This window comes from Paenibacillus sp. J22R98 (assembly GCF_059383835.1).
In genome coordinates this window covers 214,731-231,954 of record NZ_JBXENW010000007.1, presented here as the reverse complement: position 1 = coordinate 231,954, position 17,224 = coordinate 214,731, and the positions used below count along the sequence as shown (strand labels likewise).

14 protein-coding genes are annotated in these 17,224 nt (G+C 52.3%); 10 read left to right on the top strand and 4 right to left on the bottom strand.

Annotated features, from left to right (window positions below; translation table 11 throughout):
- Positions 1 to 23: 23 nt before the first annotated feature.
- Positions 24 to 2,900, bottom strand: a complete 2,877-nt coding sequence (locus tag AC50Y3_RS20450) for a family 78 glycoside hydrolase catalytic domain (protein ID WP_494820570.1) — start codon at positions 2,898 to 2,900, stop codon at positions 24 to 26.
- 326 nt (positions 2,901 to 3,226) lie between these two features.
- On the opposite strand from AC50Y3_RS20450, the gene AC50Y3_RS20445 reads away from it, so the two are divergent.
- The 3 genes from AC50Y3_RS20445 to AC50Y3_RS20435 are packed head-to-tail and all read left to right on the top strand — an operon-like array spanning position 3,227 to position 6,811.
- Positions 3,227 to 4,456, top strand: coding sequence for an MFS transporter (locus AC50Y3_RS20445; protein WP_494820569.1), 1,230 nt, complete (start codon positions 3,227 to 3,229; stop codon positions 4,454 to 4,456).
- Positions 4,457 to 4,510: 54 nt separating this feature from the next.
- Positions 4,511 to 6,247 (top strand): Rieske (2Fe-2S) protein, encoded by a 1,737-nt coding sequence (locus AC50Y3_RS20440; protein ID WP_494820568.1) that lies wholly within the window; start codon positions 4,511 to 4,513, stop codon positions 6,245 to 6,247.
- 30 nt (positions 6,248 to 6,277) lie between these two features.
- Positions 6,278 to 6,811 (top strand): cysteine hydrolase family protein, encoded by a 534-nt coding sequence (locus AC50Y3_RS20435; RefSeq protein ID WP_494820567.1) that lies wholly within the window; start codon positions 6,278 to 6,280, stop codon positions 6,809 to 6,811.
- 14 nt (positions 6,812 to 6,825) lie between these two features.
- On the opposite strand, the gene AC50Y3_RS20430 is transcribed toward AC50Y3_RS20435, so the two are convergent.
- Positions 6,826 to 7,029, bottom strand: coding sequence for a hypothetical protein (locus AC50Y3_RS20430; RefSeq protein ID WP_494820566.1), 204 nt, complete (start codon positions 7,027 to 7,029; stop codon positions 6,826 to 6,828).
- A gap of 116 nt (positions 7,030 to 7,145) precedes the next feature.
- Here AC50Y3_RS20430 and AC50Y3_RS20425 point away from each other — a divergent pair, with 116 nt between their 5' ends.
- The 3 genes from AC50Y3_RS20425 to AC50Y3_RS20415 all read left to right on the top strand — a co-directional run bounded on the left by AC50Y3_RS20425 (position 7,146) and on the right by AC50Y3_RS20415 (position 10,611).
- On the top strand, positions 7,146 to 8,954 hold the full coding sequence (locus AC50Y3_RS20425; RefSeq protein ID WP_494820565.1) for an ABC transporter substrate-binding protein: 1,809 nt from the start codon (positions 7,146 to 7,148) through the stop codon (positions 8,952 to 8,954).
- Between the two features lie 30 nt (positions 8,955 to 8,984).
- On the top strand, positions 8,985 to 9,980 hold the full coding sequence (locus AC50Y3_RS20420) for a phosphotransferase enzyme family protein (RefSeq protein WP_494820564.1): 996 nt from the start codon (positions 8,985 to 8,987) through the stop codon (positions 9,978 to 9,980).
- A gap of 298 nt (positions 9,981 to 10,278) precedes the next feature.
- Positions 10,279 to 10,611 (top strand): HIT domain-containing protein, encoded by a 333-nt coding sequence (locus AC50Y3_RS20415; RefSeq protein WP_494820563.1) that lies wholly within the window; start codon positions 10,279 to 10,281, stop codon positions 10,609 to 10,611.
- 57 nt (positions 10,612 to 10,668) lie between these two features.
- Here AC50Y3_RS20415 and AC50Y3_RS20410 read toward each other — a convergent pair whose 3' ends face one another.
- Positions 10,669 to 11,082: a cupin domain-containing protein gene (locus tag AC50Y3_RS20410; RefSeq protein ID WP_494820562.1), complete on the bottom strand. Its 414-nt coding sequence runs from the start codon at positions 11,080 to 11,082 to the stop codon at positions 10,669 to 10,671.
- 121 nt (positions 11,083 to 11,203) lie between these two features.
- A complete protein-coding gene (yfbR, locus tag AC50Y3_RS20405) occupies positions 11,204 to 11,806 on the bottom strand; it encodes a 5'-deoxynucleotidase (RefSeq protein ID WP_494820561.1) in 603 nt (200 codons plus the stop codon).
- A gap of 150 nt (positions 11,807 to 11,956) precedes the next feature.
- On the opposite strand from yfbR, the gene AC50Y3_RS20400 reads away from it, so the two are divergent.
- The 4 genes from AC50Y3_RS20400 (at position 11,957) to AC50Y3_RS20385 (ending at position 17,173) form a co-directional block, all read left to right on the top strand.
- Positions 11,957 to 13,501, top strand: a complete 1,545-nt coding sequence (locus AC50Y3_RS20400) for a fumarate hydratase (RefSeq protein WP_494820560.1) — start codon at positions 11,957 to 11,959, stop codon at positions 13,499 to 13,501.
- Between the two features lie 79 nt (positions 13,502 to 13,580).
- On the top strand, positions 13,581 to 14,498 hold the full coding sequence (locus AC50Y3_RS20395) for a bile acid:sodium symporter family protein (RefSeq protein ID WP_494820559.1): 918 nt from the start codon (positions 13,581 to 13,583) through the stop codon (positions 14,496 to 14,498).
- A gap of 54 nt (positions 14,499 to 14,552) precedes the next feature.
- Positions 14,553 to 16,334: a two-component system histidine kinase PnpS gene (gene pnpS / locus AC50Y3_RS20390; protein WP_494820558.1), complete on the top strand. Its 1,782-nt coding sequence runs from the start codon at positions 14,553 to 14,555 to the stop codon at positions 16,332 to 16,334.
- A gap of 119 nt (positions 16,335 to 16,453) precedes the next feature.
- Positions 16,454 to 17,173 carry a response regulator transcription factor gene (locus tag AC50Y3_RS20385; protein WP_494820557.1) on the top strand — a complete coding sequence of 240 codons (720 nt, stop codon included), beginning with the start codon at positions 16,454 to 16,456 and terminating at the stop codon, positions 17,171 to 17,173.
- Positions 17,174 to 17,224: the final 51 nt, after the last annotated feature.

Here is a 17,224-nt window from a genome sequence, read left to right as displayed (position 1 = left end):
ATACTCACCAGGCTCTTTCTGTTCTACCCAAGTAGGACTTGTTCCACTTCAAGCTCATATCCTTCAGGCTTTACTAGCTGAAGCTCGATATGGGAAGGTGCAACCACACGAAGCTGCATCACTTTCGTCTGCTCATCGACTTTCCAGGATACGCTGATGCTGCCGCTGCCCGGAACCGGGACTGAGCCGCGTGCCCAAGTAAGACCAACCGGCTTCGGTGCAACCTCAACCTTCGTCCAACCCGGCGTCAGCCCGCGAACGCCAAGCACCTCGGCACCGAGGAAATAGACCGGACCCGCGGACCAAGCATGACAATGGCTGCGCGTGAGCATTTTGGAGTTTATCGTAATATTGCCGGTCGGATACACTTCCCATACGGAAGTGGCGCCTTGGTCTACCATGACTCCATATTGCTCCAGGATATCGGCTGCCATCGTATCTTGCAGTCCGAGCTTGGCCAGCGCTTCATGGTAGAAGAAGGACATGAACGGGCTGCCAATTTGGACGAATGCTGCCGGCGGCTCTACGATGTAACGCTTCAACACTTGCAAGCGTTCCTCAGTAGTAATGTCGCACAAGCAAGCGACTACCTGCGTTTGCATACTGGTTGTAGACGACGGCGAACCGTCTGCATGAATGCAATCCAGATAAGCTTGGCGGCCTTCATCCCACAGGACATCATTGATGGCATCGCGGATTTGCACGGCACGTTCACGGAATCCTGCTCCTATAAACTCGTCACCGGCGGTATCAGCCAGCTGAGCAGCATCGCGGAGCGCTTTGACGAGAAACATGTTTTGCGGTGCTACGATGCCTTCGCCCGGCTGTTCAAAGGCTGCCCAATCGAGCAGATTCCAGCCGCTAATGTTCAGCAGACCGCGATCGTCGATCTTCTGTAAGTAATGCTGCAGCGTAAAGCGAACATGAGGCCACATTTCACGCGCGAAGGTTTCGTTGCCCGTGTACTGGTAATGCTCCAGGCAAGCCGAAACCCAGAATAGCGTCCAGTTCGGAATGACACTGCTCCAGCCGCTTGGCACCTGATCGCCATAGAGCGGCGATTGGAAGGCTGAGCCTGGCACAAGACGTAAACAACGCTCCACGATTTCAGCAGAACCGAATGCATAATAGTTAATCAGTGAGGCATTGCGAGCATCGCCAACCCAATAGGTTTGCTCGAAAGCCGGGCAATCCACGAACGTATCCTCCATGCATAGCCGCGTTGTATCACGGCTAATCCGCCAAATTTCGTTCAGCTTCGCATTGCTGGATTGGAATGTACCGACATTGGCGACAGGGAAGTTACTTTGGATCATTTTGACTTCAACCAGCTTCACCGGCCTTGTTGCACCGCGTACCGTAATCGCAAGATAACGCAAGCCGCGGCGAACGACGGAGACATAGGATTGCCTTCCTTCACGGCAAGTATAACGGAATGTATTGTCGAGCTCATATGTGTATTGGCGCCAGCCATCGCGCATATATTCAAAGCCGTAGCCGTCCACGATGGTGCCTTCGGCGGCATCGATCGTAAAAGCCGCATATCCGGTCAACTCACGTCCAAAATCGATCAAGATTTCGGTATCCAGCTCCGCATGCAATGGAACAATGCCTGCATCTGACCCAGCAAGAACGGCTTGCTGCAATTGGACCGGAACCGGCTGCGGCAGGTCCACGACTCGCCATGCGGTTTGGGAGTAGACGTCAGTGAAATGAACCAGCTGCGGCGGGATCGGATGGATCCACTCGGCAAATTCACTCAGCTGCTCTGCAGAATCAATTTGCTTCACAGCTTCATAAAGCGGCTGCTCCTGCATCATCGACACGCCGGGCTGATGGTCGATATGCTCGGCCGAATCGAAAGCTCCGATCTGAGCAAAAGGCACGCTACTCCTATGCGCATGCGCAGCAATTGGGGAGCGCAGCTCAAACGGGCCGTCGCAATGAAGGCCGAGGTGATAGCCATGTCCGTGCGAGCCGCCACTCAGATCGAACAGGATGAAATGCTCGCCTGCCTGCAAGGATAGCTCGAGGAACATGTTTGGCCGCTCACCGGCGAAGTCGTCATCGCTATACCATTTGCCGCCGACGCGAACGCGGAACGGGACTCTGCCTCCGTCCACGGTGCCAATTGTAAAAGCAGTTGCTTCCGGAAGCGTGAGGACAGTAGCCATAAGCCCGATAAAAGAAATCGGATTCGCGTGATTCACGCTATCCGGAACGAGCATCGTGCGAACATCGAATACGGCACTCCAAGCAACCGGCTTTACGAATGACATCTCTTCCACCCGCGCCGGGTAGATCGGCTCTTCGGTTAGATAAGGAATCGACCTTTGCACAAGGCTTGTCCATGGGGCCATGCCGACGCTGCCAATGACCGTTGCCTGCTCCCAAGCTGCATCGTCATATTGCGCCTTCACCCAAGCATCATCCCAGTTGCGTGCATCATACCGATCTGTGAACGGCAGCTGGCAGGAGATTCGAGACGAGGTCGCATCATATGCGGTATGAATAGCAGTTGACCAAGATTCGTCTGTGCAAAGTAAGGCAGTGCCATCCGTATCCTCGACTTGCAGCAGCAAGCCGCCTCTGCCTCTCAAATATTGAAAAGTAGCGATACCGGAATGCAGCACCAATACCGCGATTGTATTCATAGCGCCACTGTACAGCAAATGGCCGATTTCATATTCATCGTAAGCCAGCTCAAACGGCCAAGATCGGACCGGTCCGCGGCCAACCTGCGTGCCATTGACATAAAGAACGTAGCGGGAATCCGCTGTTAGCTTCAGCTTCGTTTCGCTGGTGCCGGTTGGCTCAAATTGAAAGGTTTTGCGGAAGCAGCGCCATTCATTGCGAGGACTTTCCTCGCCGCTGCCCCAAATCCAGGATGCTTGCCACATAATAAATTGCCTCCTCTATCGTCATCGTCACCCTCATTGTAAACGATTACTAGCCGACTGAAAGGGTTTATTTCGGACATTTATATAGGGCGATTCGGACATCCGCGCAAACAATTATTGGCAGCAGCGTCAGTCAAGCAGAGTATGACAGCCAGAATCCCCTTTATCTGGGCAAAAAGACCGATTATACGGCGGAATTCAAGCAAGATTCTAGCAGAAGAGGTTATTTGGCCCAGAGCGGTTGGTTAAAGCGCTTACCTGATTTGGCGGCTATGTTACAATGACAGCAATTGGTAGCAGCTAAGTCGAAGGGTGGCCCCGTGCAGATGAAGGCAAGTTTAGGAATAAGATGGAATGCGATAAAAGGCAGTCCGGTTCCAAAGGAACGAGAGCTTGGAAGGGAAGCGCTGGTTGCGCTGATCATCCACGGCTGCTTTCAATTCGGCGCCTCGATGTCGGGGTTGTTTCTGAACTTGTATTTGTGGCGGCTCACACATGATTTGGCCGTAAATGGTTTCTATAATATGATCGTATTCTTATTCACACCGGTTGCGTTCGCGCTAGGGGGATGGATCACGAAACGCAAGGATCGGATGGTCACCTATCGGCTCGGTATCCTCATGATTGCAGTTTTCTATCTGCTGGTTGTTATCGCACAGGAGCAGGTAGCGGCGTGGTATGTGCTTTTTGCAATTTTTCACGGATTAGCTTCGGGCTTGTATTGGACCGGATATCTCGTTCTTATGTACGACGTATCGACGGAAAACAATCGTGTCCGATTTCTGGCCATTAATATGGTCGTCTTTAACTTGGCAGGTCTGCTTGGACCTGCGCTTGCCGGCTTTATCATCCAATTTAACGAAGGCTTGAGCGGTTATATCATCACCTTCCTGCTTGCATTCATCATGTTTCTGGTAGCTTCCATTATCAGCTTCCGAATTCCAACGATAGCGTCCCATCACCGCGTCTATCATTTGAAATTAATGGGCATTGTCATGCGAAAGAACGTGCAATGGGTCAAAGGTCTGCTGGCGTTCTTTGTTCTGGGATTATTTCAAGGCATCATGCTGTTTCTGCCGAACATTCTGCTCTATCAAACCGTCGGAAGGGAAGACTTCGTCGGCTACCTGGGTGTATGCTTCTCCGCATTAACCGTCGCAACCGGGTATGTCATATCGCGTAAAGCGAAGAAGGAGCAGGTGCGCAAGCATGTGCTGTTTTCCACGAGTGGGATTTTGGTAGGTGCGGCATTCCTACTCTATGATGTGTCTGCATGGACGGTTGTCTTCTATATGGTTGCCTTCTCGATTTGCAATCCGCTCGCAGTGAACACGTTAACCTCCTATTATTACAGGCTCATTGGCAAACTGCCGCTCAAAGGACAGCTCAAGGTTGAATCGGTTGTGATGCGGGAAGTGTTTCTGAATGCGGGCCGGATTGTATCGATTACGCTGCTGCTCTTTGTTTCCAAAGACTTGGAATCGATCTGGCTTCCGGTTGTCGTTGCAGGGACGGCTGCGATGCAGTATGTAATGTTCTGGTTAATGAAGGACTAGACTCCGCAGCTATAGAAGAAGTAGGAAGCACCATCATTTTGAAGGAGGCTGAATATGAATCGAACCGCAGAGTGGATCAAGGCCGGCTCAGTCCAAGAATTGAAGGAGAAAGGATCGGCTGTCATTAAAGGCGGGATTGCCGTCTTCGTGCATGAGGAAGGCATCTTCGCCGTTGATAACCGTTGCCCGCATCTCGGGTTTCCGCTTCATATGGGAAGTTTGTGCGATGGTATCTTAACTTGTCACTGGCATCATGCCCGATTCGACGTTTGCAGCGGCGGGACGCTCGATCCTTGGGCGGATGATGTGCCCTCCTATGAAGTCAGGGTGGAAGAAGAGACCGTGTGGGTGAACCCGCAGCCTAAGATAGCGAACCATATTCAGAAATATAAAGATCGCCTCATGGAAGGTTTGGAGCAAAATATTAGTATCGTTATCGCCAAAGCAGTCGTTGGTCTGGTGGAAGCCAATGTGCCGGATGCCGAGATTGCCGGTGTAGGTATCGCCTTCGGGACGCGCAGCGGAAGCGGCTGGAATTCCGGATTGACGATTCTGACGGCGATGGTCCGCGTGATCCCGAAGCTGGACAAGACAGGGCGCATTCTGGCACTCTATCAAGGCCTCGTACATGTAGCGAGGGGCAGCTCAGGCCGAGGCATTCATTATTTGCTCGGCGCATTGCCGAGTGCAGACGTTTCCTTCGAGCGGCTTGCGGGCTGGTACCGCAATTGCATCGAGGTTCGAGATACGCAGGGCGCCGAGAAGCTTGTCATTACAGCAATTGAGAAAGGGATGAGTCCGGAGCAATTGGCTGATATGATGCTGATTGCCGCAACGGATCATTTCTATCTGGACGGCGGGCATGTGTTTGATTTTCACAATAAGGCGTTTGAAGCGCTTGAGCTTGTAGGTGCTGATCAATCCAAGCAGGTGCTCACCTCGCTGCTTCATATGATGGGGAATCCTTCTCGGAGCGAAGAACAGCATCACTGGCAGGCACCGATCAATCTGGTTGAGCCGATTCAAGAGGCTGTGAAAGAGCTAGCGGAGGCGCGGGCCGGAGGAGTTGAAGCCCTCGATGAAGAGGCCGTTCTGCAACAGCTGCTCAGCGAAGAACCGCTTGAAACGATAGCGCTGCTGAAGGACCTGTTATTGGCAGGCGCAGCACCGGCACAGCTGACGCAGCTGGTCACCCTTGCCTCTGCCGAGCGCGTAGTCCGCTTCCACACGCAGAACGATCACCGTGATTGGATTGCGGTGCTCCATACGTTCACCTATGCGCATGCTCTGCATGAGCGCTTGTTACGCTCCGGGGAACCACTGCTTGTTCGTGCTATTTTCCATGGTGCGATGAGCGTGTACTTGGATCGATTCTTGAATGTGCCGTCGGCGAAACGGCCGAAAGCGGCTCCCGGCGATGTGAATGCGGCGACGAATACGGCGGAGCTGCTTCAACTGCTCGATCAGCGCCAGCAAGTAGATCAGGCAGCAAAGTGGGTATTCGATTACTTGAGGAGCGGCGGCGAGATGAATGCGCTGCTGAATACACTCGGTCATGCGCTGCTCCGTGAGGATGCGGAGTTCCATACGTTCCAGATGGTGGAGGCTGCTTTTGCCGAATATGAGCGCTGGTGCTTAAGGACCGATGAATTTGCGGTGAGGGCACAAGAGACGATGCTGCTTGCTTGTACAAGGTACTTGGCTGCACATGCGCCGACAGCGCGCGAGCTGCCGCATACGGCACAAATTGCATGGCGTCTGCATAAGGGCGAACGGTTGTTTGAAGAGTAACGATTAATCGTGTGAGAGGAGATTAGGAAGATGAGTGCGAATTCGAATACGGCATTACTAGTCATTGACGTTCAATCGGCGATGTTCGCGGAGTCATATCCTGTTTATAATGGCGAGGCATTGCTGGAGCGGATCAACGGTTTGCTGGCGAGAGCGCGAGCGGCCGGCGTTTCGGTCATCTATGTCCAGCATAATGAAGGGGTAGGCGAAGAGCTGGAAACAGGTTCCCCGAACTGGGAAATTCACGCTGCGATTGCTCCGATAGGCGATGAGCCGCGAATCCAGAAGTATAAACCCGATTCTTTCTATGAAACGGAGCTTCAGCAAGTGTTGTCGGAGCGAGGCGTTGGCAAGCTCGTCATCGCGGGTCTTCAGACAGACATGTGCGTGAATGCGACGACGACAAGAGCTTCTGAGCTTGGCTATGAGATCATCGTGGCCGGAGATGCTCATAGTACATGGGGATCCGGCGGTCTCACCGCGGAGGAAATCATTGCAGAACATAACGCGCGTTTTTCCTCTTTTGCCCAAATCAGCCCCTCGGCAGACATCGAGTTTAAATAAAAAAAGGGCGGTCGTCACTTCACTGAAGTGTCGAACCGCCTATTACTCCACCATCTGTGTAACCAACCGCGTTCCTTATGCGCTTGCTCCGATTCTGCCTGTTCATCTGCTTCCTCCACGGTATTAATCAGTAATCCCCTGCGAAGGTTTTGTTCCAATTCCGCCTGTTGGTATTGCCCGAGCTTCTCTATCGTGTACGTGTTTGTGTGTTGTAACATGTTGGTTTCCTCCTCTCGTTTATAGTTCAATTATGCGCTCGCTAAAAGGGGATAAAAAGAGTAGAATCTTCATAAAATACTTCCCCTTTTCAACCGGGTACAGGAGGGATGATGCTATGCAAATGGCTGCCGCTGAACGCTATTTGGATCTGTATAGTCGATTCGCTGATGGGATCGCGGCGACTGGATCACCTGTTGAAGTTTCACTTGATGAGCTTGCGCAAGTGCTGTATTGCACAACCCGTAACGTCAAGCTCGTACTGCGTAAGATGGAAGAGGAAAGCTGGATTCGCTGGCTGCCGGGGCGGGGAAGAGGGAATCGCTCGCAGCTGGTCTTTCTGCTGGAGCGCGATATGATGCTGCTTGAGCTCGCGCAGAGAATGGCGCAGCGAGGCGAATATAAGCCAGCCTTCGAGCTGATTCATTCCCACGGGAAAGGCTCGCCGGTGAAGGATCGGTTCTCGGAATGGCTGGAGCTTCATTTTGGCTACCGGACGGAAGTGCTGGATGGCAAGCGAAGCGTGGATACGCTGCGGCTTCCCGTGCAAACTCCGATTGTAACGCTGGATCCGGGTGATGTGCTGTATGCGTTTGACGCGCATATGATCAAGCAGCTGTTTAATCAGCTCCTTTATTACGATGTGGTTGCCGGACGGGTCGTCCCTGCAATCGCACATGCATGGGAGTCCAATAAGGAAGCGACCGTGTGGCAGTTTCATCTGCGCAAAGGCGTTTACTTTCATCATGGTCATGAAATGACGGCCGACGATGTTATCTTCTCGTTAGAGCGGCTGCGCTCCGGGAAGGCGCATAGCTGGCTGCTTCGATCGGTGCTTAAGATCGAGAGCGTCGGCTTGCGAACCATTCGAATCGAATTGGAGAAGCCGAACCGTATTTTCCACCGATTCATGAGCTCGCCGGCAGCCTCCATTCTGCCTCGTGAATTGCTCGAGAGCGATGAGGAACAGTTCTGGCGCAAACCATCCGGTACGGGGCCTTTCATGGCCGGGGAGTGGAACGAAGATCGGTTCGTGCTTACCGTGAACAAGAATTACTACAATGGCAGAGCGCATTTGGACGGTGTCGTCATCGCGTTCATGCCCCCGGAGCATGGTGATTCTTCGCGCAAATGCTGGGAGAAGCTCATCTGGGATCATGATCTGCAGGATCAGAAGCCGGAAGAGGATTGGGTTACGGTGGAGACGTTGTGCAAAGGCTGCACGATGCTGACTTGGAATTTGGGGAAAGAAGGGCCTCAGCAATCCGCGTTATTTCGCAAGGCGATTGATCTGCTGATTGACCGCCATACGATGATTCGAGAGCTGGGCGAAGACCGGATGTATGCGGCTCGCGGTTTCCGTCCCGACGATAATACGCCGCTGAGGAGCATCCGTCACGATTCTGCGATGGCGCGAGCGCTGCTGCGCGAGTCAGGCTATGATGGGACGCCGATTACGCTCTATACAACAAGCTTCAATATGCGGGATGCCAAATGGATCGCGGATCGCTGCGGGGAGCACGGAGTTGTCGTACATATTGAGCAGCATGACACCAATGATTTTAAGAAAAGAGATCTGATCAACGAGGCGGACACCATCCTGTACGGCATCTTATTTGCGCAGGATGAGGTGTGCGAGATTGAGTCCTATGAGCAGCATGGGAGCTTCCTCAAGGAGCATTTGCATCCGGATTTCCGGGCATGGGCGAGAGACAAAATCGATTCGGCCTTAGCCTCGAAGTCATCCGAGGAACGCCGGCTTATTATGGGAGAAATCGAGGATCGGCTTCGCGAGGAGGGACATGTCGTGTTCCTGCTGCACAAGAAGACGAACACCTCCTATCATCCGGGGATTAAGGGGATCACCATGTCGTCGCTCGGCTGGATCGACTTCAAGGATGTGTGGGTGCAGAGTGCGTCTGGTTGATTGAGAAGGGAAGCAAGGAGGACTGGCGGCATGAGAGAAGATGCAATGATCGAGCTGCTTCGAGGCTATGGCATTCAAGAGCCGCAGCTTCATTTCCTTAGGCATAATGAGAATCGGACGTACAAAGTGGTCGATTCGGCGACGGGGCAGCTCTACTTATTTCGAGTTCATCAACCGCTTACCGTTAATTTCGAGGGGCTGCAGCAAACGGATAAGGGGTTGTTGGCCGAGCTTCAGCTCATTGAAGAGTTGGGCAAGTGTACGAAGCTTGTTGCTCAGAAACCTGTCTATCATAGCTCCGGGAATCTACTGACTCATATTGAACATGATGGGAAAAGGATCGCTTGTTCGCTGCTGACGTGGGTAGAGGGGGCGGTTTTCAGTAAGCAAACCTGTGAAGCCGATCCAGGCATGGCGAAGGAACTCGGGGCTCATATTGCGACGTTGCATCGGTTCTTTCGAAGTTATCAATCGCAGTTTGATTATGATAGCAGACCTTCGCAAGGTATCGAGCGCAATCGTCTGATGATCACTCAAATTCGGCGCGGCGTTGAACAGGGACTTTTTGGCGAGGATGAGTTTCATTGTGTGGAGCAAACGATTCGTCTCGTGAATGCTCGACTTGAGAGCTTAGCCAAGTCTGAAGAAACGTACGGAATCATCCATGGCGACTTGAACATGAGTAACATGATTTTGACGTTATCGGGAGAGATTTGTTTCATAGATTACGGATTATGCGGGAGCGGCTACTACCTGTTTGATGTGGGGATGGGCGCTTTGGTCGTCCCCGCGGAGCAACGACTGCATTTTCTTGCTGGCTATTATGGAGACACAGGCGACGTGCCGGATCAAGCGAAGGTGCTGCTGGAAGGCTGGATGCTGATCGCAGTCCTCGGCTACTACGCGTTCCAGATGGAGAATCGAGATGTCCATCCATGGATTCGCGAGCGCATGCCCGGATTTTGCGCGAATCTGTGCCGGCCTTATTTGTCGGGGGAGCCGGTGATGGAGAGGTTTAAAGTGTGAGGAAGCTTTTGCCCGATGCCAGAGATGGATTGGATTTTTTTAACGAACTACAGAGGTCTTATTTGAGCGAAAACAGGGGCTATGAAATTCTAACGAATTCTACAGGCACTATTGGGTGTCAGAACGCGGTTTCTCAAGCCAATTCCCCTGAATAAGGCCTCTACGATTCGTTAGAAATTATGAACCGCTACTTTCATGGAAATAAGGCATCTACGATTCGTTAGAAATTATGACCTCGTGGGTGCGTTAGCGCAGAGGGTATGTATACCCATCACCCTATCAAAAGGAGGGGAAACCCATGTCTGAGGATTTCTATTGCGAGGAAGTTTTAAGCGGTCGAACGCCGGTTCAGAAAGTAATAGAGACGGAAAATGTGCTTGCCTATTATCACACGCGTCCGTTTTATCCGGTGCACATCGTTGCGATTCCGAAGAAACACATTTCCTCCTTGCTCACTTTGGAGCCGAGCGACAATGACTTGCTTCTAGAATTGCTAGAGGTCGTGAAACAGGTGGCGTCCAAAGTTACGGCAGAGCACGGTGCATGCCGGGTCATTACGAACCTGGGCCAATACCAGGATTCGAAGCATCTCCATTGGCATGTCATTCATGGTGAGCTGCTGCGCCGCTGAGTAACGAAGTGAATCGGAATCAAGTCGCAGCGCAACAGCTTCAGTAGTTTCAATTTGCTACATCGAACGATGAAGATCATCCAACTCCGGCAGCAATGTTACGCTCTCCTGTTCGTTCGGATCGGTGCGGGCGATGACCGCCGTGCATGCCTCCGAATCCGAACGGTTATATGGGAGATGCGGCACGCCTGCCGGAATATACATGAAATCCCCGGCTTCGACCTCCATATGCTGTTCAAGCCTCTCACCATACCACATGCCGGCTCGGCCTGATAATACATAAATCGAAGACTCATGATTCTCATGCAGATGCGCTTTGGCACGGCCGCCCGGAGGGATGGTCAGCAAATGCATGCAGAGCCCGGTCGAGCCGACACTCTCAGCAGAAATGGCCTCTTGATAGTCGAATCCTTGTTTCCCCTGATAGTTTCCCTTCGTACGAATCTGCATGCAAGTCCGGTTGTCTTCCATCACTGCTCACACCCTTTCTTCCGCCCGATATAGATTAAATGTGAAGCCGTTCCTAGCAAATAGGGGTCAGCAGCAGATTCATAGATATCCCCAATCGCACCTTCAACGAGCTTGAGGATAGCTAAGCCTCATGCTCGGACAGCTCATCCAGCGTCTTGTTGAAGCTTGGCGCCATATAAGTCAGAAACCAATTGACCTCTTGCATGTTCAGATCAGCGAGCTTCTGTTCCGTCTGCCCCTTGGCGACAGCGAATTCGCGATTGCCGGAGGACAGCTCGGAGAGGCACTTCATGTACGCATCCAGAAGATCCGCTGCTTTCACCATCTTGAGCAGATCCTTCTCCTCGTCGTCATGTGCAGCTCCGATGACGAGCGGCTCATAAGCCGCCTGCAGCGGCTCCGGCACCATGCCGAGCAGCCGCTCGGCGGCAAGCGCCTCGATCTCGCGGAAGTTCGCGAGCATCTTCGGATTGTGATGCTTGACCGGCGTTGGAATATCGCCGGTGAACACTTCGGTGGCGTCGTGGAACAGCGCCATCGTAACAGCACGGTCGGCATTCAGCGAACGGCCGAACAGCTGATTGCCAATCTCGCAAAGCATATGCGAGAGAAGCGCGACATGATAGGAATGCTCCGCAACATTTTCACGGGTGGTATTGCGCATGAGGCTCCATCTCTCGATATAACGAAGCCGGTACATATAAGCGATAAATGGACTGTCCATATTTGGAAGTAAGCTCCTTCTACTCTAGAAATAGGAGAACATACGAGGCTCCGAAAGCGGTATGCCCGCTCGATTAGGATATGGTATGATATAGATTGATTATATAAGGAAAGACGATTAACGAATAGAGAGAGGAGCCATTTAGGCCTTATGCAGCATTTTGAACAGAGTGTGTATAACCTTATTGTTGAAACTTCTACGAATCTACCGGGAGACGTCCGGAAAGTGATTCAAGCCGCACAAGAGGCGGAGGACCGCGCAACTCGCGCAGGACTGTCGCTCTCCACGATTGCAACGAACATTGAGATGGCGGAGTGCAATGTCTCCCCGATCTGTCAGGATACAGGCATGCCGACCTTTGTCGTTCATACGCCGGTTGGCGCCAACCAAATTGTTATGAAGCAGCAGATTCGCAGTGCCATTGCACGCGCAACGAAAGACGGCAAACTGCGCACGAACTCCGTAGATTCGCTCACCGGCTCCAACACAGGTGACAACCTCGGACCGGGAACGCCGGTTATTCACTTCGAGCAATGGGAGAAGGACGATATTGATGTGCGTCTGATTCTCAAAGGCGGCGGCTGCGAGAACAAGAACATTCAGTACAGCCTGCCGATGGAGATTCCGGGTCTTGGCAAAGCAGGCCGCGATCTCGACGGTATTCGCAAATGTATCATGCACGCGATCTATCAAGCACAAGGTCAAGGCTGCAGCGCGGGCTTCATCGGCGTTGGCATCGGCGGCGACCGGACTACAGGCTATGAATTAGCGAAACAGCAATTATTCCGTCATACCGACGATACGAATACGATTCCTGAGCTTGCTCAGCTTGAAGAATATGTGATGGAGAATGCCAACAAGCTTGGCATCGGTACAATGGGCTTCGGCGGCCAAGTGACATTGCTCGGCTGTAAAGTCGGCGTCATGAACCGTCTGCCTGCGAGCTACTTCGTCTCCGTTGCGTACAACTGCTGGGCTTACCGCCGTCAAGGCGTACTGCTCTCTGCAGACAGCGGTGAAATCAAATCCTGGATTTATCCGAACGGCTCCGATACACCGATGAAATCGCAGGCTGCTGATGAAGCGGCTGAGGCGGTAACGGAGAACAGCGCTCGCCGTGAAGTGGTTCTGAACACGCCGCTTTCCGAAGAAGATGTGCGCAGCTTGCAAGTAGGCGACATCGTCATCATCAACGGAGAAATGCACACTGGCCGTGACGCGATTCACCACCATCTGATGGATCATGACGCGCCGATCGACTTGAATGGCTCCGTTATTTATCACTGCGGACCAGTCATGTTGAAGGATGAGAGCGGCTGGCACGTGAAAGCGGCAGGACCGACGACAAGTATTCGCGAGGAGCCTTACCAAGGCGATATCATTAAGAAGTTCGGCATCCGCGCGGTTATCGGAAAAGGCGGAATGGGACCGAAGACGCTTGCTGCTCTGCAGGAGCACGGTGCGGTTTATCTGAATGCAATCGGCGGTGCGGCACAGTACTATGCGGAATGCTTCAAGAATGTAAACGGCGTCGACTTTATGGAATTCGGTATTCCGGAAGCGATGTGGCATCTGAAGACGGAAGGCTTCGCTGCCGTCGTAACGATGGATTCCCATGGCAACAGCTTGCATGCGGATGTAGACAAGGACTCTTTTGCTAAGCTTGCCCAATTTAAAGAGCCTGTATTTAAATAATTACCAAAGTAGACAATAGAATGAGGGATGCGGTACGCGCAGCTTCGGACTCGCCTTCAATCGAAGGTATGAGCAATGGATGTTTCTTATTATCCCTGGATCACTTATCCTGGGATTCTTTTTTTCTTCGCACCTGCACAAATACGTGCATGCCGTGCCGTATTGCTTCGCCTTCGTCACCTTAACGATGGCGATCGGATGCGGTCTGCAGCAGCTGCGAGCCGTATTAAACCGGCCTGGCGTAATGATTTGGACATTCCTGCTCGCGCATGTCCTGTCGCCGCTGGTGGCGTACGCACTTGGGTATATGCTGTTTGGACCGGATTCCCCGTACGTCGTGGGGCTTGTCCTATTCACCATCATCCCGCTTGGGATTTCAACCGTGCTATGGGTCGGCATGTCGGCAGGAAGCGTGCCGCTTATGCTGGCCATGGTTGTCATTGATTCGGCGCTGAGTCCCATCGTGGTACCAACCGGCATTCATCTGCTATTTCGTACCGATGTTGAGACGAATACGTTAGCCATGATGGGCGATCTGCTGCTCCTTATTGTGGCGCCTACGATCATTGGCGTCGCGCTGCATGAATGGTCCAAGGGACGCATTCAGAAAGCAGTTCAGCCGTATGCACCGCCCTTATCCAAGCTGTGTTTCACAGCAGTGGTCATGCTGAATGCGGCAGCCATTGCCCCATCCACAGAAGCGCTTCGCGGCGATCTCTTGAAGGTCGTGCCAGCGGCTCTAGTCATGGTTGGTCTCTGTTATGCAATTGGATATTTCGGTACGACGCATTACCGGAGCCGCGAGGTCCAAGTTACGGTCTCCTATGCGACGGGCATGCGGAACATCTCGCTTGGCGTAGTGCTCGCAATGGGCTATTTCAGCCCGCTGGCGGCTGTCCCGGTTGTGCTGTCGATTCTGATTCAACAGCCGCTTGCTACGCTGCATCATTATATTTTACAAAAACTTAACAATCGCAGTGCTGGCGCAGGCGGCTGAGAACAAGGTACGATGGATGGTGCATGGAGCAACCCGGCTTGGAGGTAGGATGAGATGAACAGCTTTCGCGTGCGACTGACGATGATTCTGATCGGTATGATCGGACTTTCCGTTCTGGCTGCCGGTTTATTTATGGGCAAGACGTATAAGGAAAATCATCTGGATGCGCTGCAAGATAATATGGTGCGCGAAATGAAGATTATTCTTGATCAAATGGATTGGCAAAATGGGGAGCCTGCATCGGTCTTCAACTATTACACCAGCAAAGCAAAACGGTTAAAGGAGATCACGGATACTCGGATCACCTTCATTCGCGGCGATGGTGTCGTGCTTGGCGACTCCGATCATGATCCGCAAACGATGGACAACCATCTGAAGCGAGAAGAAGTGATCGAGGCTAAGAAGGACGGCATTGGCCGAACAACGCGTTACAGCGACACGATTAATGAGAATTTGCTTTATGTCGCGATGCTGGTTCATCCGAATGATCCGAATTCGGACATTATCCGTATGGCGCTCAGCTTGCAGAAGGTGGACGAGAGTGTACAGCGAATATGGATAACCCTCGTACTGGGGCTGCTCATTCTGTTTATCGCTGCCGCGCTCATCAGCTACCGTGTTGCACTTGGACTAACGCGTCCGCTTGAGCAGATTACTCGCGTCGCGAAACGGATTAAGAGCTTGGATTATCGCGCGCGCGTTCATGTGAAACGCAACGACGAAATCGGTGAGCTTGGCCTGGCCATCAATGCGATGGCAGATTCGCTGCAAGTGCAGATGACGCGAATACATCAGAACGAGAGCCAATTGGCAAGCGTTCTGGATAACATGATCAGCGGCGTTGTTATGATCGATGCCAGCGGGCATATTGTGCTGCTCAATCGGCGGGCCGAGGAAGTGCTTGGGTTCTCGGTGCGCGAGCTGGTCGGTCATCATTTCACAGTGGCCAAACAGCAGTACGAGCTGTCGCAAATTATTCAAGAGGCGATCGAGCGCAAAGAGCATCTGCGCGAAGAGGTCACCTTCTATTATCCGGAGGAGCGGCTGCTTGATCTTAATCTTGTGCCCATCTTCGAAGATGATGATTCGTTCGGCGGTGTGCTGCTTGTCCTTCAAGATGTGACGGCCATTCGCAGACTGGAGCGGATGCGCAGCGAGTTCGTTGCGAATGTGTCGCATGAGCTGAAGACGCCGATTACGGCTGTAAAAGGTTTCGCGGAAACGCTGCTTGGGGGCGCCGTGGATGATCCGGAAACAGCGCGTTCCTTCTTGCAGATCATCTATGACGAGAGCGATCGATTGAACCGGCTTATCGGCGATATCTTGGAATTGTCCAAGATTGAATCACGCCGCGTACCGCTGCAATTCTCGCCGATTGAGCTGGCGTCTTTCGTAGAGAAGACGGTTGAACTGATGCGTGCGGAAGGGTTGCAGAAGCAAATCCGGTTATCTTATAAGGCGGATCGGGATGTTTATGTCGAGGCGGATGAAGATCGCTTGCGCCAAATCATCATGAACTTGCTCTCCAACGGAATTAACTACACGCCGGAAGGTGGTAGTGTTTCCATCGTCGTTGAGCCGGTTGGCGGAGAAAATTACGAATCCGTACGCATTCACATATCCGATACTGGAATCGGTATTCCGAAGAAAGATCTGCCTCGCATTTTCGAGCGTTTCTATCGCGTAGATAAGGCTAGATCCCGCAGTTCAGGCGGAACGGGGCTGGGCTTATCCATCGTGAAACATCTTGTAGAACTACACAAAGGAACGATCTCTGTCGAGAGCCGAGTAGGCAGCGGTTCGACGTTTACGATTGAGCTGCCGGTCCTACAATAGCAGTGAACCAGTAATTGGGGTTTCCCCTTCCTCTGAACAATGCTATCATGGTTATGAAAGTAGAACGAGTTACCATGCCGATTATGAACAGCGGCATGCGTGGAAGCCAGGGGGTCAACATGTCACAGAAAGTGTTGGTCATTGAGGATGAGCCGACGTTAGCCAGATTACTCTCGTATAACCTGTCGCAAGAGGGTTATGATACGACTGTCATCGATCATGGTGCGGAAGGCTTGCAGGTTGCTTTGCAGCGCGCATTTGATCTTATTATTCTAGATATCATGCTGCCCGGCATGAACGGTTTCGAGATCTTATCTCGCTTGCGGCAGAGCGGCAACCGTACGCCGGTTATCGTACTGACAGCCCGCAATGCGGAGGAAGAAGTTGTTCAAGGTCTTAAGCGTGGCGCCGATGACTATATGACCAAGCCATTTGGCGTGGCGGAGCTACTTGCACGCGTATCTGCGGTGCTTCGCAGAACCGGTCAAGATGACGGCAAGCTGACGGAGTCTACGGACAAAGTCATTACGGCCGGCGATTTATCGATTTATCCGGAACGGTATGAGGTTGTCCTTAATGGAGAGACCGTACCGCTAAGGCCGAAGGAATTCGAGGTACTGCTCTATCTAGTTCAACGTCCAGGCGTTGTCGTAACCCGCGATGATCTTATGAATGTCGTATGGGGCTTCGATTATTTCGGCGGACAGCGAACGGTAGACGTACATGTCAGCTCCTTGCGCAAGAAATTGGAGCTGGGTCAGCAATCGGTCGAAATTGAATCCATTCGCGGCGTCGGCTATAAGCTGGTTATGCCGAAGAAGCTAGGTTCACCTAAATAAGGTGAACTTTTTTTTGTCCGCTACATCCAATTTCCGAAGCAAATAATGGTA

Bases quoted from the DNA above. Each gene is read 5' to 3' on its own strand.
- AC50Y3_RS20450 (WP_494820570.1), bottom strand. From the start codon at position 2,900: ATGTGGCAAGCATCCTGGATTTGGGGCAGCGGCGAGGAAAGTCCTCGC.
- AC50Y3_RS20445 (WP_494820569.1), top strand. From the start codon at position 3,227: ATGAAGGCAAGTTTAGGAATAAGATGGAATGCGATAAAAGGCAGTCCG.
- AC50Y3_RS20440 (WP_494820568.1), top strand. From the start codon at position 4,511: ATGAATCGAACCGCAGAGTGGATCAAGGCCGGCTCAGTCCAAGAATTG.
- AC50Y3_RS20435 (WP_494820567.1), top strand. From the start codon at position 6,278: ATGAGTGCGAATTCGAATACGGCATTACTAGTCATTGACGTTCAATCG.
- AC50Y3_RS20430 (WP_494820566.1), bottom strand. From the start codon at position 7,029: ATGTTACAACACACAAACACGTACACGATAGAGAAGCTCGGGCAATAC.
- AC50Y3_RS20425 (WP_494820565.1), top strand. From the start codon at position 7,146: ATGCAAATGGCTGCCGCTGAACGCTATTTGGATCTGTATAGTCGATTC.
- AC50Y3_RS20420 (WP_494820564.1), top strand. From the start codon at position 8,985: ATGAGAGAAGATGCAATGATCGAGCTGCTTCGAGGCTATGGCATTCAA.
- AC50Y3_RS20415 (WP_494820563.1), top strand. From the start codon at position 10,279: ATGTCTGAGGATTTCTATTGCGAGGAAGTTTTAAGCGGTCGAACGCCG.
- AC50Y3_RS20410 (WP_494820562.1), bottom strand. From the start codon at position 11,082: ATGGAAGACAACCGGACTTGCATGCAGATTCGTACGAAGGGAAACTAT.
- yfbR (WP_494820561.1), bottom strand. From the start codon at position 11,806: ATGGACAGTCCATTTATCGCTTATATGTACCGGCTTCGTTATATCGAG.
- AC50Y3_RS20400 (WP_494820560.1), top strand. From the start codon at position 11,957: ATGCAGCATTTTGAACAGAGTGTGTATAACCTTATTGTTGAAACTTCT.
- AC50Y3_RS20395 (WP_494820559.1), top strand. From the start codon at position 13,581: ATGTTTCTTATTATCCCTGGATCACTTATCCTGGGATTCTTTTTTTCT.
- pnpS (WP_494820558.1), top strand. From the start codon at position 14,553: ATGAACAGCTTTCGCGTGCGACTGACGATGATTCTGATCGGTATGATC.
- AC50Y3_RS20385 (WP_494820557.1), top strand. From the start codon at position 16,454: ATGTCACAGAAAGTGTTGGTCATTGAGGATGAGCCGACGTTAGCCAGA.